This is a genomic window from Aminobacter sp. LjRoot7, assembly GCF_964252895.1.
In the GTDB taxonomy this organism is placed as follows: domain Bacteria; phylum Pseudomonadota; class Alphaproteobacteria; order Rhizobiales; family Rhizobiaceae; genus Aminobacter; species Aminobacter aminovorans_B.
Window position 1 is genome coordinate 50,079 of record NZ_CAXUPX020000019.1, and the last position, 13,800, is coordinate 63,878.

General features: G+C 61.6%; 19 protein-coding genes. 4 read left to right on the forward strand and 15 right to left on the reverse strand.

Annotation, left to right across the window (positions count from 1 at the left end):
• Positions 1 to 236 precede the first annotated feature (236 nt).
• The 3 genes from tnpA to tnpC all read left to right on the forward strand — a co-directional run bounded on the left by tnpA (position 237) and on the right by tnpC (position 3,073).
• Positions 237 to 1,124 carry an IS66-like element accessory protein TnpA gene (gene tnpA / locus ACSQ3E_RS29730; protein ID WP_067965083.1) on the forward strand — a complete coding sequence of 296 codons (888 nt, stop codon included), beginning with the start codon at positions 237 to 239 and terminating at the stop codon, positions 1,122 to 1,124.
• Positions 1,121 to 1,474 carry an IS66 family insertion sequence element accessory protein TnpB gene (gene tnpB / locus ACSQ3E_RS29735; RefSeq protein WP_067965081.1) on the forward strand — a complete coding sequence of 118 codons (354 nt, stop codon included), beginning with the start codon at positions 1,121 to 1,123 and terminating at the stop codon, positions 1,472 to 1,474. Before tnpA ends, tnpB begins: the two co-directional genes overlap by 4 nt.
• A 72-nt stretch (positions 1,475 to 1,546) precedes the next feature.
• Complete coding sequence (tnpC, locus tag ACSQ3E_RS29740; protein WP_067967026.1) at positions 1,547 to 3,073, forward strand: IS66 family transposase; 1,527 nt, start codon at positions 1,547 to 1,549, stop codon at positions 3,071 to 3,073.
• Between the two features lie 106 nt (positions 3,074 to 3,179).
• Here tnpC and ACSQ3E_RS29745 read toward each other — a convergent pair whose 3' ends face one another.
• The 14 genes from ACSQ3E_RS29745 to ACSQ3E_RS29810 form a co-directional block, all read right to left on the reverse strand.
• Complete coding sequence (locus ACSQ3E_RS29745; protein ID WP_436125397.1) at positions 3,180 to 3,965, reverse strand: lytic transglycosylase domain-containing protein; 786 nt, start codon at positions 3,963 to 3,965, stop codon at positions 3,180 to 3,182.
• A gap of 3 nt (positions 3,966 to 3,968) precedes the next feature.
• On the reverse strand, positions 3,969 to 4,304 hold the full coding sequence (locus tag ACSQ3E_RS29750; RefSeq protein WP_436125398.1) for a DUF736 domain-containing protein: 336 nt from the start codon (positions 4,302 to 4,304) through the stop codon (positions 3,969 to 3,971).
• Positions 4,305 to 4,371: 67 nt separating this feature from the next.
• Complete coding sequence (locus ACSQ3E_RS29755; protein WP_436125399.1) at positions 4,372 to 4,917, reverse strand: S26 family signal peptidase; 546 nt, start codon at positions 4,915 to 4,917, stop codon at positions 4,372 to 4,374.
• Complete coding sequence (locus ACSQ3E_RS29760; protein ID WP_436125400.1) at positions 4,914 to 5,384, reverse strand: DUF2840 domain-containing protein; 471 nt, start codon at positions 5,382 to 5,384, stop codon at positions 4,914 to 4,916. Before ACSQ3E_RS29760 ends, ACSQ3E_RS29755 begins: the two co-directional genes overlap by 4 nt.
• Before the next feature lie 211 nt (positions 5,385 to 5,595).
• Entirely contained in the window at positions 5,596 to 6,381 is a 786-nt protein-coding gene (locus ACSQ3E_RS29765) for a replication initiator protein A (RefSeq protein WP_436125401.1), read from the reverse strand.
• Between the two features lie 113 nt (positions 6,382 to 6,494).
• On the reverse strand, positions 6,495 to 6,776 hold the full coding sequence (locus ACSQ3E_RS29770; RefSeq protein ID WP_436125402.1) for a helix-turn-helix transcriptional regulator: 282 nt from the start codon (positions 6,774 to 6,776) through the stop codon (positions 6,495 to 6,497).
• Positions 6,777 to 6,928: 152 nt separating this feature from the next.
• Positions 6,929 to 7,378 carry a DUF2285 domain-containing protein gene (locus ACSQ3E_RS29775; protein WP_436125403.1) on the reverse strand — a complete coding sequence of 150 codons (450 nt, stop codon included), beginning with the start codon at positions 7,376 to 7,378 and terminating at the stop codon, positions 6,929 to 6,931.
• Positions 7,379 to 7,490: 112 nt separating this feature from the next.
• A complete protein-coding gene (locus ACSQ3E_RS29780) occupies positions 7,491 to 7,703 on the reverse strand; it encodes a transcriptional regulator domain-containing protein (RefSeq protein WP_246670777.1) in 213 nt (70 codons plus the stop codon).
• A 178-nt stretch (positions 7,704 to 7,881) separates the two neighbouring features.
• Entirely contained in the window at positions 7,882 to 8,907 is a 1,026-nt protein-coding gene (locus ACSQ3E_RS29785) for a succinylglutamate desuccinylase/aspartoacylase family protein (RefSeq protein WP_436125404.1), read from the reverse strand.
• Position 8,908: 1 nt separating this feature from the next.
• Positions 8,909 to 9,658 (reverse strand): amino acid ABC transporter ATP-binding protein, encoded by a 750-nt coding sequence (locus tag ACSQ3E_RS29790; RefSeq protein ID WP_436125405.1) that lies wholly within the window; start codon positions 9,656 to 9,658, stop codon positions 8,909 to 8,911.
• Between the two features lie 89 nt (positions 9,659 to 9,747).
• Entirely contained in the window at positions 9,748 to 10,407 is a 660-nt protein-coding gene (locus ACSQ3E_RS29795) for an amino acid ABC transporter permease (protein WP_436125406.1), read from the reverse strand.
• A complete protein-coding gene (locus ACSQ3E_RS29800) occupies positions 10,397 to 11,056 on the reverse strand; it encodes an amino acid ABC transporter permease (protein ID WP_436125407.1) in 660 nt (219 codons plus the stop codon). Before ACSQ3E_RS29800 ends, ACSQ3E_RS29795 begins: the two co-directional genes overlap by 11 nt.
• Positions 11,053 to 11,937 (reverse strand): ectoine/hydroxyectoine ABC transporter substrate-binding protein EhuB, encoded by an 885-nt coding sequence (gene ehuB / locus ACSQ3E_RS29805; RefSeq protein ID WP_436125408.1) that lies wholly within the window; start codon positions 11,935 to 11,937, stop codon positions 11,053 to 11,055. The genes ACSQ3E_RS29800 and ehuB overlap by 4 nt, the downstream gene beginning before the upstream one ends.
• Positions 11,938 to 12,048: 111 nt before the next feature.
• Positions 12,049 to 12,789, reverse strand: a complete 741-nt coding sequence (locus ACSQ3E_RS29810) for a hypothetical protein (protein WP_436125409.1) — start codon at positions 12,787 to 12,789, stop codon at positions 12,049 to 12,051.
• Positions 12,790 to 12,886: 97 nt separating this feature from the next.
• On the opposite strand from ACSQ3E_RS29810, the gene ACSQ3E_RS29815 reads away from it, so the two are divergent.
• Complete coding sequence (locus ACSQ3E_RS29815) at positions 12,887 to 13,150, forward strand: helix-turn-helix domain-containing protein (protein ID WP_436125410.1); 264 nt, start codon at positions 12,887 to 12,889, stop codon at positions 13,148 to 13,150.
• A gap of 486 nt (positions 13,151 to 13,636) precedes the next feature.
• On the opposite strand, the gene ACSQ3E_RS29820 is transcribed toward ACSQ3E_RS29815, so the two are convergent.
• The coding region (locus tag ACSQ3E_RS29820) for a MucR family transcriptional regulator (protein ID WP_436125413.1) at positions 13,637 to 13,800 on the reverse strand (164 nt) is incomplete at its 5' end.

Consider the following 13,800-nt stretch of genomic DNA (forward strand, 5'->3'; position numbering starts at 1 on the left):
CGAGGCTGGTCGTGCATCTCGAAGCATTGAAAACATTGGAACAATTCGGGCAGCATGCCCGCGACCGGCCGGCATGCACCGGAAAACGCAAGCCATGCCAATGGCTTAACGCGTTTCGGGCATGCGCTTTTATCTCGCCGTCCTCTGTCGTTTCGTAAGCGTCCGGTCCTGACACCTCGTTGGCGTAGTGCAAAATCGCAGCATGTGGAGTTCCTTCGTAGCGTGGAGGGTCTCCGGTGAATTTGAGACATTTCGAGAACACGGCGCGTAAGTCCTTCTGGGTGATTCATGTCGAAGCGTGGCGTCAGAGCGGGCTGGCGCGCACAACCTATTGCCGCCATCACCATCTCAACCGGCGTACGTTCGAGCGCTGGCTTGACCACCTGATGGGCAAGGAAGCAGCGCGCAAACATGCGGAATCGCAGGCACAATTGCGCCAGGAAGCGTGTCCGAAACAATGCCAGAAAGGACCGCGCCGGCGTCAACGCCAACGTTTTGGCGTGAGCACGGATGTGCGCAATCGTGCGCTCCGGGCGTTCTGGGCAATGCATGTCGAGGCGATGAACTGGAGCGGCATGGGCGTTCGCGAATACGCCGCGGCACTGCAGCTTTCGCCCTACGCGCTGCGCCGTTGGCGTGACCGCTTGGAGGATGGCGAGGTTGAGATCGACTGGCGCGCGCATCTTCATCCCGCCGCCCGCCCGGCCGTTAGTGATATCACTAACGGCGCGACGTCCGAAAACGGCTTGACAGCGCGTCCAGATGACACTCCCGCCACGCGCTTCCGCCGGTTCTTCACGGACGCGCAGAAGCTCGCCATCGTCCAGGAGAGTGAAGCTGCAGGTGCAACGGTCTCGGCTGTCGCGCGCCGGCACGGGATCGCGACCGGCATCCTGTTTCGTTGGCGCGCGGAATTCGGCGTGACGCAGAAGAAGCAAGCGAAACTGGCATCTGTGACGCTGGCTACGGACGCGGCAGCGGCACTCGCGCTGCAGAATCTTGTGCGGCCCCCTGACGGGATGATGGCAATCGAACTGCCGGATGGGCGGCGTGTCTTTGCACCTGCGGGCAGTGATCCTGTTGCCGTACGAGCGTTCGTCGACAGCGGAGGGACTGCATCATGATGATCGTTCCGGCGGGCGTGAAGGTGCATCTGGCGCTGGGTCACACCGACATGCGGAAGGGGCTGGACGGGCTCGCCATGCTGGTCCAGGCAACGCTGAAGCAGGACCCGTTCTCGGGTCATCTGTTTGCCTTCCGGGGAAAGAAGGCGTCGCTGCTCAAGATCCTGTTCTGGGATGGCAACGGGCTGTGTCTGTTCACCAAGCGGCTCGACCAGGGCAGCTTCGTGTGGCCACGTATGGCAGGTTATGACGGCTCGATCACATTGACGCCGGCACAGCTTGCCATGCTGATCGAGGGCATCGACTGGCGCGCACCCGAGCGTATTTGGAGACCGGCGCTGGCCGGCTGAAAACGGTCCTCCGATCGACGCAGAAACTACCGGAATCCTTGGGTTTTTGAGCGGTTCATGGTAGATTCGATCATGTTGATCGACCTCGACAATCTGCCGTCCGATCCAGCACTTTTGCAGCGTCTGCTGCGCGATATGGCAGCTGCCGTCGAGAGCCGCGATGGCGAGATCGAACGCCTCCAATCGATCATCAGGAAGCTTCAGCGGGCGCAGTTCGGCCGGCGTTCCGAGCGCCTCGATCCCGACCAACTGGCGCTCGCGCTGGAAGACCTCGATGCCGACATCGCCCGCATCCGGGAGAGCACACCGAGCGTCCATCCACCGTTGGAGCGGCCATCCCACCGCAAGCCGCTGCCCGATCATCTGCCGCGCGAGGACATGCGGCTCGACATCGAAGAAGCGTATTGTGTGTGCTGTGGCGGCGCACTTCATGCGATCGGCGAGAGCGTCAGCGAGATGCTCGACTGGGTTCCGGCACAGCTTCGCGTTGTCCGCATCACGCGCCCGAAATACGCCTGCCGGACTTGCGAGACGGTAGCGCAAGCGCCTGCGCCGGAGCGGTTGATCGCCGGCGGATTGGCAACGCCGGCGCTTCTGGCGCAGGTGCTGGTCTCCAAATATTGCGATCACACGCCGCTCTACCGGCAGTCGCAGATATTCGCCCGGCATGGTGTCGATCTGGCACGCTCGACGCTGGCTGGATGGGTCGGCGGCGCCTGCTGGTGGCTGGAAGCCCTGCACGAGCGGCTGGTGAAGAACATATTCGCCTCCAACCATCTGTTCGCCGACGACACACCGGTGCCGGTGCTCGATCCGGGCCGCGGGCGGACCAAGACGGGGCGGTTGTGGGTCTATGCCCGTGAGCAACGCACTTGGGCCGGACCCGAGCCGCCGGCGGCAGTCTACCTGTTTGCGCCGGACCGAAAGGCCGAGCGCCCGATATCGCATCTTCAGCACTTCAAAGGTGTGCTGCATGTCGATGGTTATGCCGGCTTCGAACAGCTCGCTGCCCGTGGCGATATCGCTCTCGCCGCCTGCTGGGCGCATACGAGGCGCAAGTTCTATGACGTGGTCGAAGCGACCGGATCGCCCGTGGCGGCGGAAGCCCTGCGCCGGATCGGTGAAATCTATGCCGTCGAGGCGGATGTGCGCGGACAGTCGCCGGCCCTTAGGCTTGCGGCGCGGCTGCAGCGATCGAAACCCGTTGTTGCCGCCTTCCACACCTGGCTGGAAGTGCAGCTCCAGCACATCTCCGGACGCAGCACGCTTGCAGAAGCGATCCGCTATGCGCTGTCGCGTTGGACCGGACTGACCCGCTTCCTCACCGATGGTCGTGTCGAGCTCGATACCAACCCGGTCGAGCGGGCCATCCGTCCCGTTGCGCTCGGCCGCAAGAACCACCTGTTCGCCGGCAGCGATGGCGGCGGCGGCCGCTGGGCGATCGTTTGCTCTCTCACCGAAACTGCCAAGCTCAACGATGTCGAGCCCTACTCCTATCTCGCCGACGTACTGCAGCGCATGCTCGATGGGCATCCCGTCAGCAGCCTCGATGAACTCCTGCCATGGGCGTGGAAAGCGCAAAATCCCGTCAAGAGCTGACATCACGTGCAGCCCCCGGACGCATACGTCGTTTCTCCAGCACCAACGCCGTACCTTGCCCAGCGCTGCCGGATGTCCGCCACACATCGCCATGCCGCGACGACAGTCAAAACGGGTCTCCCGTACCGGTGCGCGCGGCGAAAAGGCCGTTCGAGCGCGGCTTGATGGCAATGGCATCGGGCATAACGGAGCGCCCAGCGGCTGCACTATTCTCGCGCTCGGACGTCGTCGGCTCAGTGCCGGCGGCCGCTCGAACGAAAAGCGGCGAGCTGGGCCACGGCAGCGTTGCCGCACCGCCAGATGCCACCGGCGTCGGCGCCCGCTCGGTGAGTGAACCGCCGTCGATCAGCGGGGAAAGTGTTTCGACATAGGTGAGGGTTTCGGCCGGTAAAGGGTGTCCGGTGAGATAGGCTTCGTAGCGTGCCGGGCCCGCATTATAAGCGGCGAGGAAACCCGGCGATCCGAAGCGATCGTGCATCTCACGCAGATATGCGGTGCCCGCCAGGATGTTGTCGCGGGGATCGAACGGATCCTGTCCGAGCGGCCATCGAGCACGTAGCTCGTCCCAAGTGCCAGGCATGATCTGCATCAGGCCACGCGCGCCGGCGCTGGACACGGCACGCGCATCGCCTGCACTTTCCTTGCCTATGACGGCGCGTATCCAGGTAGCCGGAACTGCGAAGCGTCGAGAAGCTTCGTCGATGTGGGCGGCATAAGGATCTGTGGGCACCGCGTTGGCTTGCGCGATGCACGGGCCGACCGAGCAGGCCGACAAAAGGAGGCCGGAAAGAAGACGAAGCGCGAACCGGCGAACCGGATGTCGCTGTCCGGCGACCGATCGGCTGCGCGTTGGGCGCAGCCGAGAAGCGATAGAAGCGTTGCGGCAGGGCATGACTCAAGCCGTCTCGCTGCGGTCGCGCGGACGGCTCCAGTGCAACGACCATGCGGTTGCGTCGTCACTATTCCGGAAAAGGCGTGCGCGGATCGGTTCGTGGAAGGTCGGGTCGTCGAACTGCAACGAAACATACTCCCCCGCCTTCTCGCTGGCATGTTTCCAGCCTGCGCCGATCTCCGGTCCGTCATCGGTGCCGCGAAGCACGCGATAGTCGGGTGTGTTGTCACCGTCGCCTGGCTCGCTCGGAACGATGGTGAGTTCGAGGTCGAGCGTGAATGTGTGGATGCGGCCTGAGAAGATGCCTCCTTCGCGTATGAACTGTCCGATCTGTGGCATGGATAACTCCCTTGCTGGTTCGGCGGTGGTGGGGGTGGCGGCGAAACGTACGCCGCCGCTGGCGCGCTCACCGCGTTGACGCGCGCCATTCGAAGCGGCCGTCACCTTCCTCGTTGGTCCAAAGAGGGATGGCGCGGCCGATGATGCGGTCGACGGAAATCGGGCCGAAGTAGCGGCCGTCCAGGCTGTCGCGGACCTCCCAGTTCATGAGGAAGATTTCGCCGCTGGAGATGCTCAAGCATCCGCGCCAGGCCGGCAGTGGACGGCCTGCGCGATCATGCTCGAGTGCTGTACCAGCCTCGATGCTCTCGACCGTTATGAGGACTTTCGAACGGCAAACGGTTTGCCCGGAGACCGCGCGAACGCGCTTGAGCAGCGGCACGCCTTTCGGCAGATAACCACGCGCGGCGAGGAAGGTCGCGAGCGGCTCCGGCGCATCGACGACGACAAGGTCCGTGACTTCAAGGGGGCCGTTGAGATCGACCAAGTAGAGGCCGATCGGTGCGCTGGCCGAAACGTTCCAGATCAGCCTGATCGGCATCGGCGCAAGCGCCGGATAGCCGAGGCTTGTCGTAGCGAGTGCAGTCGTGAGGACGATGCAGAGACGGCTCATGGCTTCGCCCTCAGGCGTAGAAGGAAGCCACGATGCTGGTCGAGCGTGTACGCCCGCGGCTCTAGGCCCGCTGTCATTCGGTTATGAATGTGTCGCCAGTGATCGGGCGATACGGCTTCGGGATCGATGCCGAGACGTTCAATTGCATCTATCGCCTGAAGCACGCGCTCGACCTTGGGCCAGCTATCGACCTTGAGCAGGATGTCGCCGCCCGGACGCACGAATGGCAGCGTCTGATAGGCTTCGCCGCGTGCGACCGCCCGAACAATATCGATCCTTGAGATCACTGTGCCGAAGTCATTGGAAGCCCAACGGACAAAGGCGAAGATCGTGCCGGGCTGGAAGAAGAGGAGGCGACGGCGGCGATCGATACGTTGTTCGTGCGCTGCCTGACCGAAGCGGATCCAGTACTCGATCTTCTTCTCGACAATAGTCAGCTCGACACGGGTGAGGAGCGCGACGTTCATGGCGCGCCCTCCACCAGCGTGGAGTGGTCGTCCTCATCCTTGCGACAGCAGGGGTGCGTTAGAAGGATTCTGAAAGAATCTGGGTTAGTGACGTTACGCCGACCACAAGGCACTGAAAGACGGCGATAAATCGTCAGCTCCGGTCCCTGATAGCACGAGGATCGGGTCCCCGATGGCACGATAGGGGCAGTCCCCAATAGCACGAGCGTATTCACAGCTTATCCCCGAAGCGCGTTGGTGGTTTCCGGGCCGGGCGCGGTGAGGCCGCAGGATTGGTGGCGACGAAGGTGAGGACATCCGGTCCGTCAACCTGGAGTTCGATGCCGAGGCGGTAGCCAGGCAGCGGTTGTCGTCGGGCAATGTCGCGCAGGTCGTATGCGAAGTGCTTGAGCGGCGAGAGGCTGCCGGACTTGTGGTGCAGATGGGCGAAGTCAAATCTCCAGCCGAAGCGCTGGTGTCCGCCATGCTTGCGCACGATGCGGTATAGCCAACGCTCGAGGCCTCCTGTCAGATCGAAATAAGCCCGGTCGATGGTGAGCACGAGCGCGTCGTCAAGGACGGCGCGATAGAACCAATCCGGCAAGATCAGTTCGACGCCGACTGGGCGTCCATCCCGGTCGGTCCGCTCTTGCCATTCATTCAGCCAGGAGAAGCGATGACGCCGGCCCTCGGCTGGCTGACGGATGGAGGTCGCGATCGTGGTAGACTGGAGACGATCAAGCGCTGCTTTCAGGCGCTGATAGTCACGTGAGCTGACGCCGCGCCCGGTAAAGGTCAGGATCTCGTAGGGCGTCGCAGCCATCAGTCGTGATGTCCGGAGTCCGGCATCGCGGGCGTTGACGATCTGGCTGGCTGCCCAGATCAGGATGTCTGCGTCCCAGATCGTGGCCATACCGTGATCCGGCACGGCCTCGACCCGGATGGTGATGCCGCCGGCCTTGAAATCGATGGGTGCTGTCCGTTTGGACTTTGCGAGGGAAAAGAATGGATAGGCCATGAGATCCTGGGCATCGCGGGGAGCGAAGTCGCCGGGGAGCGCATGGAACAGATCAAGCTGTCCGCGCTCCGAAGGTGGGCAAGTACGCGCCGTCAAGGGGAAGGGCCGAGCGATCAGCGGGCCAATCGGCCGGCATGTGCCGCGGGGATGAGGGAATGGCGTTTGGCGGGCAGGACAGTGCCCCTCGGGTCGGAGGTGGAGGTCATGGCTCCGCGATTGGCCCAGGCCTGAAGATCGTCGATGGAGTAGACGACCCGGCCGCCGAGTTTGCGATAGCCTGGGCCCGTTCCGTAGGTGCGGTGCTTTTCGAGCGTCCTGGCCGAAAGGCTGAGAAACGTGGCCGCTTCCTTGGTGCGCAGATAGCGCGGTGGCAAGCCGGCGTTTCGACCGTTCATCGGGATATCTCCATCGCGTTTGATAAAGCCGCTGGGATCAAGCGGCGGACATGGGCGATGATGGAGAAGGGCTCCAGCGTTGTTCAGGTGCGGAATGGATGGAGCCTATTTCGCACGGACAGGCATATTGCCGCCGGACTTTGGCACCGGCTTCAGGCGTCGCGCCGTCGGAACCGCAGTAGCTTGCGGTAGCCGCCTTCAATCATTCTGTAGCCATCGCGTATGAGGCGCAGCGTTGTGTAACGAAATGGCGAATCTTGCCATTCCTCAGCAATGATGAAGCGGGGACCGAACAGGGCGTGGGCTATATCGAAATGGGAAGCCCCTTCGATTCGGCCGTCGAGAGCGCGAAGCATATGGCCGAGACGAGTGCGTTGCGATGACGTCAGGCGTTTATCAGGCACTCTGCTTCCCTTGGACGATCTGACAAATCTATCCAGCGATAACAGTCGTTCGGATACCTTTGCGTCGAGGGGTACTATCGCAGCCAGGGGTTGCGCAGGGTCGGTGCCGTAAAGCAGCGCGATCTGGCAGCTATTTGCTGTCGAGAGGGTACGCAGGTGTTCACCGAGCTCGTCACGCTTTGAAGCCGCCGGCGGCAAAGTGGCGACGATGTCCGCGTCGTCTGCCAGCAGCGGCGGCGTGTTGATGAGCAGGATAACACCCGGATCGACCTCGGGTGTCCAGTAAACCGGCTGCTTGGTTGCCGGGCGATCAGGATTTGCTGGAAAATCGAAGCCCCCACTGCGACCGCAGTTCGTTCGGGGACATGGAATTCGGCGCGGGGTTGATTTGCTGCATGTCTGCGAATTCGCGCTGGTAGGTTGGATTGCGGCGGAGGAATTCCCAGGCGAGGGCATCAGGAGTGACGTTGCTTATGAAATCGTAGGCCTGCGAGCTACGCCACTCAGACGAATCCGGCTTCATGCATCCTCCTGCAAAATTGCGGACCATCCCCGTAATGCAGTGGAAAAGCAGAGAGAATCCCGGAAAACCGGGATTGACCGGAAGTGATTGATGGGATGTGCGCCTACCTCAGGCTGTCGAATGAGGTCGGCGCCCGACCACCAAGTTTTTTCTTGAGGCTTTGTAATGTGCTGGCCAGTCAATTAGCCCCGACGTCGGTCACAAGCTTGAACAGGCAGTCACCGGGAGCGGCGAGGGCCGGTGCGCGGCGGCAGGCGACGAGGCCGGACTGCGCGAAACGGATTTCTTCAGGCTGTCTGGGGAGACCTTCGACTGGAAAAAGGAAGCCTCCGGATTGGCCGGCTTCGACAGAGTCGCCGAGTTCGACAGCAGGTTCGAAGATACCGTGAATGGGGGCATATGTGTACGCGCCTCTCCCGGCGACCTGCATCAGCCGGACAGGCGGCGGCAATTTGGTTTCGGTATTGGGCAATACGCCGATGTGCTTGAGGACTCGGTAGATACCTTGGCTGGCGATGGCCTCGCCAGTGGTTGAGAAGGTGCCGCCCCCGCCCAGCTCGGTTGTGAGCGTTGGAACGCCAAGAGCCTGGGCAACTGCAGAGAGGGTCGTTGCCCCTCCGCCGCCGGTGCCATCGCTGATGGATCCGATCGGGGCGCCGAAGACCTGAATGAGTTCCATGAGCCTTGCCGTTTCGGCTCCCGTCTTACCTACGCGTATTAGGCAGCAGGAAAGATATGACAGGGATCTGCCACCTGAATGCAGGTCGATGACGATGTCGGCCATCGAAAGCAGAACCGAGCTGACATAGTGGGCGATCATCTGGGTTGGAGTGCCGTTCGCCTCGCCCGGAAACAGCCGGTTGAGATTGCCTTCATCCAGGGGAGAGAGGCGTCGCCCCGCAACGACGGCCGGATAATTGAGCGCGGGAAGAATGAGGATACGGCCGCGCACATCGCGGGGGTCGAGCAGACGAGCCAGCTTGCTCAAAGCGACCTGGCCCTCGTACTCGTCTCCATGATTGCCGGCAATCAGCAGTGCGGTTGGCCCGACACCATTCCTGATGCAGGTAATCGGGATCGGGATGACGCCATAGGCGGACTGGTCGGCCGAGAACGGCAGTCGCAGCCAATCGTGCTGCTTGCCGTCCCGGTCGAAGTCAAGAGTTGTCCAGATACGCGTCTCGCCCGCCGGCGGCATCTTCATTTCAATGCAACAGCGTGTTGAGGAATGACCGGGCGCGGGGATGGTTGGGTGTCGAAAAAAACGCCACGGGCGAGGCCTGTTCGACAATGCTGCCCTGATCCATGAACACGACCTGATCGGCAACTTCACGGGCAAAACCCATCTCATGGGTGACGCAGATCATCGTCATGCCTTCGTGGGCCAGACCGGTCATGACGTCGAGTACCTCCTTGACCATTTCGGGATCAAGTGCGGAGGTCGGCTCGTCGAACAGCATCAGGCGCGGGTTCATGCAGAGCGCGCGCGCAATCGCCACACGCTGTTGCTGTCCGCCTGAGAGCTGTGCGGGATACTTGTTGGCCTGTTCGGGAATGCGGACCTTTTCCAGGAAATGCCGCGCCAGGCTCTCAGCTTCGCTGCGTGGCATGCGAAGGACACGGCGCAGGGCAAGGGTACAGTTCGACAATACCGTCAGGTGCGGAAACAGGTTGAAACTCTGGAACACCATTCCGGTCTGCCGGCGGGCGAGTGTTGTCTCCCTGGCATTATCGCCCAGGCGGGTCGTGCCCAGCGTCACCGTTCCCTGCTGGTAGGCTTCAAGCCCGTTCAGGCAGCGGATCAGGGTGGATTTTCCCGAACCGGACGGTCCACAGATCACAAAGCGGGATCCGCTTGGAATGGTGAGGTTGACCTCCTTCAACACATGGAAGGTGCCATACCACTTGTTGAGGGAAGCGATCTGGACGGCAGGTTTGTCGTCTGTCTGGGTCATGGAGTCTCTCTACAGTTCGCTTGAAGGCAGCGAGCTAGTTGTCTGGTTGTGTGAGGACGTGGTCGGCCGACGGGCTGCCGGTCGCTCGGCTACCTCATTGTCGGCCCAAGCAGTCGGATCTCGAGCCGTTTGATGGCTTGCGAGATGAGGAGTGCAAGGCCGAGGAAGATCAGGCCGGCCACCGTCAGCGGCTCGGCATAACGATAGGTGTCGGATGCAATGTCGAAGGCACGTCCGAGCATCTCCGGCACCGCAAGCACGGCCAGATAGGGCGTCGCCTTCAGGATCGAGACGAAGTAGTTGCCCATGGGTGCTGCGATGTTGCGCAGCATCTGCGGGGCGATGACAAAGATGGTCATATCGATCCGGCCGAGACCAAGGGCTCTGGCGGCTTCCGCCTGTCCATTGGGGATGGCATCGATGCCAGCCTTGAACACTTCTGCGAGATAGCCGCTGTAGTAGAAGCTGAGCCCGACAATGCCAACCGCAAGCGCACCTAGGCGAAGGCCGTAGAAGGGCAGGATGAAGTACAGGCAATAGAGCCAGACCAGCACCGGCGTCGCCCTGATGAAGTCGATCACGAAGCCGATGAACAGCGCTACAAGCCCACCGCCACGCCGAACAAGCTCGAAGCCAAAGCCGATTGCCGAGGCACCTACGCAGCTGAGCGCCGCGACAAGCAAGGTCATGCCGATGGCACCCAGGATGGTTGGCACCGTCGACAGCGCGAATGCGAGATCAAACGCCATGGCGCACCTGCCTTGCCGGATTGATGCGCCGTTCGACCCAGCGCCCGAACAGCGCAACGGGATAGCAGACGACAAAATAGGCCAGGAGCAGCGACAGGTAGATCGGCACCGGGTCATATTCGATCTGCGAGATCTCCTTGGCGCGGAAGGTCATGTCGGTCAGCGTCACCAGTGAGACCAGAGATGTCGCCTTCACCAGCTGGATGAGCTGGTTGATGAAGGTCGGGCTCATGGCGACCAGCGCCTGCGGCAATTCAATGAGCAGGAGAATGCTGGACCGTGAAAGGCCCAATGCGTGGCCAGCTTCCTTCTGGCCACGGTCGAGTGCCTGCAGGCCGGCTCTGACAGCCTGGCTGGCATAACCGCCAATGTTGAGCCCCAGCACCATGGCGCTGACCGTCATTGCCGACAACGTCAGTCCGGCGATGGGCAGGGCGTAATAGAATACAAACAGCAGGATGATAACGGCGGAGCTGCGCCAGAACTCGATGACCGACGTCACCACAAACCGTGCCGGGCCCGTGGTCAGGTATTGGGCAACGCCAAAGACGAGGCCGAAGGGAATGGCAAAGACAAGGCCGTAGAGCGTCACCAGAGCCGTGACACGAAATCCCTGAAGGATGCCAAGCCATATCTCGAAGATGCTCATTTGCCGGCACCAGCTGTGCCACAGAGCTTCTCGACGGTGACGGTATCAGGCACGACCTCGGTCTCGCTAAAGCCATACCTGGCCATGACCTTGGTGACCGTCCCGTCCTTCGTCAGGGCAACGAGCCGTTCATCCCAGAGTGCTCGCAGGTCCTGATCTTCGGTGCGAAAGGCGACAGCGGCATAAGTTGCCTGTTCGTCTGTCGTCACGAAGGGGGTCGCACTCTCCAGTCCCTGCAGCTTCCCGCTCGAAAACAGCCCGATCGCGGTGGGAGACGACAGCACCGTCACGTCGATGCGGCCAGAGCGCAGCGCCGAGATGTTCGCCTCGATGTCGGGGAACAGCAGCATGTTGCTTTCCGGCACGCCGGCGGCCGTAGCATTCCTGACCGACACGCTGCCGCGGCCTGCACCCATGATGATCTTCTGACTGACGATGTCCTCGAAGCCATGGATCTGTTTTGGATTGCCGGCGAGCACGATGGCAGCGTCATGCACCTTCAGATCGGGCGAGCCGAAGGCGACCTGCCGGCAGCGCTCCGGTGTGATGGAAAGACCAGACGCCACCGCATCGAAGCGGCCAGCCAGCAGACCCGGGATTAGGGCCCCGAACTCGGTGACCCTGATGTCGAGTTCCGTGACGCCAAGTTCGGAAAAGGCAGCCCGCAACAGGTCGGGATGCCATCCCTTGGCTTCGCCAGTGGCTTCATCGCGGAAGCCCCATGGCGTCCGGTTGTGGATGCCAATGACGATCTTGCCTTCGCGCAGGACACGCTCCTTCGTCGTCTCGGCCAAGGCCGTGCCGCCAGGCATGACGAAGATCAGTGCAAGCAATGCGCACCACATGAGGACAAGGCGCAGGCGTACAAAACTGAAGCTCATTCTCTCTCTCCCATTATTGTAAAAGGTGCCTGCCCGGCCGCCGATGCGGACGCGCCTGTTGCGTGGCCGCATGGCAAAGCTGTCTCGCCTCCCGCGATCCCTGCAGTGCGCTCAGCTTTGCCGTGTATGGCTTTCGACGGCTGTGTTGCCCTCTGATATGGACGGGCGAGGCTGATCGCTCTCTCCGTCCAGGCAGCGATTGCCGCCAGCGTGGCGCCGGCCGTGCTGTGGTCGTGGCGGCGCTTCTGCGCCGCGGTCGCCCAATGCCTGGATATCCGTCAAAACCGACTGGATTTGCGGCCAGGGGAAGGCCGACATGTCCCCCAAGTTCTCGCCACCACCGACGATGATCTTCAGTTTGGCGATCACTCCGGCGAGTGACTGGGCGGCAGTGACTGCAACAGCGTCGAGGATCTCTTCTTCAGCCTCGACGGCCTGCGCCTCGGCGGCACGGGCTCGGGTGTATCCGAACTCCTTGTCGAGCTCGTCGCAACGTGCTGCCTGACGAGCGGCCAGGACCAATGCATGCGTGTTCTGCTCGTTGTTTTCAGGTCCACGATCGGGCTCAGAAGAAGCCAGGGCGTTTCTGACCCTTATCTCGAGACGTTGTTGGAGCCGGCACAAAACCACCGCCATGTGGTGCGCATGTTCCCAATCCTGTAGCAGGACAACACACGGATCGAGCGGCGCAAGCAAACGCACGGCATGTATAATATTGCCAACTGCCCCGTCGTCATCCACAGCACAGCTCTTCCTTCGCCCACCTTGGGTGACGAAAGGCAAAGCTGTGGTATTGTCGGAATCAGCCATGATCCGAGCTCCAACCAGCTTGGGTTTGGTCAGGCTGGCCAAGATGTTCGCGCATCACGGTCAGCCGCTCTGAGAAGCCGGATCAGCACCGACTCCGCCTCAGAGAATTGATAGAAAAAATATCAACAAGCCCGTTTGAATGTCAATAGAAAATCTATCAATCACTACTCGGCAGGTAAAGGCGGCGAGGGCACTCCTCGGATGGTCTCAGACAGATCTTGCCAATCATTCTGCGGTTTCCGAGCCGACTATTGCTCGCTTGGAGGCTGAGGACGGTGTCTTTGGGGGGCGCCCTGATACCATTGCTAAGATAATCAATGCCCTGGTCAAAGCCGGCATCAAATTCATCCCAGAAAACGGCGGTGGTGCTGGGGTGCGCCTTGTCCGCCGTTCCAGCGTTTGACGGACAGTAAGTAGCTTCGCACCCGCTGGTCCGACACAAGCGCGAGCAAGCGGATCGGTCTGGGGAACAGGGTTGGCGCTCGCCTTCCGCCGGCGCCAACATGCGTCTTGCTGAGGGGGGCCCGCACTATTTGGAGGGCGCGCCAACCGCAGCCGGGCGGGTGGGGTTGGCCGCAGCTGGCGCTAAGCTCGTGTGTTGCCTTGGGGGGGCGGCAGGAGCCTGCCAGCAAACATAGCTAACGCAACGTCAATCAACGTTAGCGTGTCTCGGGAAAGATTTATCGCAACTAACGAACGCCTAGACTTGCAGCTCTGGCAATCTTGACCGGCGCTGCTCCGACCGTCTGCCTGTACTCGAGCTCGAAATAACGAGCGCAGGGCGCTGCCAATCAGGCGCGATATCTCACCCAGCGCCTAAGCCATCCATGGACGGACTGACTTGGCTGCCGGAAAAACCTGGATGGCACCCACTACTTCGGAGGCGCATCTACGCCTTCGTTTTAAGTCCTGCTCGCTTTATTGGCTTTGTTTCAGCAGGCTTGCGGCCAAGACCAAAGCTCTTAGCCATGTGCGATCGGTGGGCCGAATAGCTAGGCGCAACCATCGGATAATCCGCCGCCAGCCCCCATTTGGCGCGATACTGGTCGGGCG

Excerpts from the sequence above, each read along its gene's own strand:
- tnpB (WP_067965081.1), top strand. The coding sequence starts at position 1,121 with ATGATGATCGTTCCGGCGGGCGTGAAGGTGCATCTGGCGCTGGGTCAC.
- tnpC (WP_067967026.1), top strand. The coding sequence starts at position 1,547 with ATGTTGATCGACCTCGACAATCTGCCGTCCGATCCAGCACTTTTGCAG.
- ACSQ3E_RS29745 (WP_436125397.1), bottom strand. The coding sequence starts at position 3,965 with ATGCCCTGCCGCAACGCTTCTATCGCTTCTCGGCTGCGCCCAACGCGC.
- ACSQ3E_RS29750 (WP_436125398.1), bottom strand. The coding sequence starts at position 4,304 with ATGCCACAGATCGGACAGTTCATACGCGAAGGAGGCATCTTCTCAGGC.
- ACSQ3E_RS29755 (WP_436125399.1), bottom strand. The coding sequence starts at position 4,917 with ATGAGCCGTCTCTGCATCGTCCTCACGACTGCACTCGCTACGACAAGC.
- ACSQ3E_RS29760 (WP_436125400.1), bottom strand. The coding sequence starts at position 5,384 with ATGAACGTCGCGCTCCTCACCCGTGTCGAGCTGACTATTGTCGAGAAG.
- ACSQ3E_RS29765 (WP_436125401.1), bottom strand. The coding sequence starts at position 6,381 with ATGGCCTATCCATTCTTTTCCCTCGCAAAGTCCAAACGGACAGCACCC.
- ACSQ3E_RS29770 (WP_436125402.1), bottom strand. The coding sequence starts at position 6,776 with ATGAACGGTCGAAACGCCGGCTTGCCACCGCGCTATCTGCGCACCAAG.
- ACSQ3E_RS29780 (WP_246670777.1), bottom strand. The coding sequence starts at position 7,703 with ATGAAGCCGGATTCGTCTGAGTGGCGTAGCTCGCAGGCCTACGATTTC.
- ACSQ3E_RS29785 (WP_436125404.1), bottom strand. The coding sequence starts at position 8,907 with ATGAAGATGCCGCCGGCGGGCGAGACGCGTATCTGGACAACTCTTGAC.
- ACSQ3E_RS29790 (WP_436125405.1), bottom strand. The coding sequence starts at position 9,658 with ATGACCCAGACAGACGACAAACCTGCCGTCCAGATCGCTTCCCTCAAC.
- ACSQ3E_RS29795 (WP_436125406.1), bottom strand. The coding sequence starts at position 10,407 with ATGGCGTTTGATCTCGCATTCGCGCTGTCGACGGTGCCAACCATCCTG.
- ACSQ3E_RS29800 (WP_436125407.1), bottom strand. The coding sequence starts at position 11,056 with ATGAGCATCTTCGAGATATGGCTTGGCATCCTTCAGGGATTTCGTGTC.
- ehuB (WP_436125408.1), bottom strand. The coding sequence starts at position 11,937 with ATGAGCTTCAGTTTTGTACGCCTGCGCCTTGTCCTCATGTGGTGCGCA.
- ACSQ3E_RS29815 (WP_436125410.1), top strand. The coding sequence starts at position 12,887 with ATGTCAATAGAAAATCTATCAATCACTACTCGGCAGGTAAAGGCGGCG.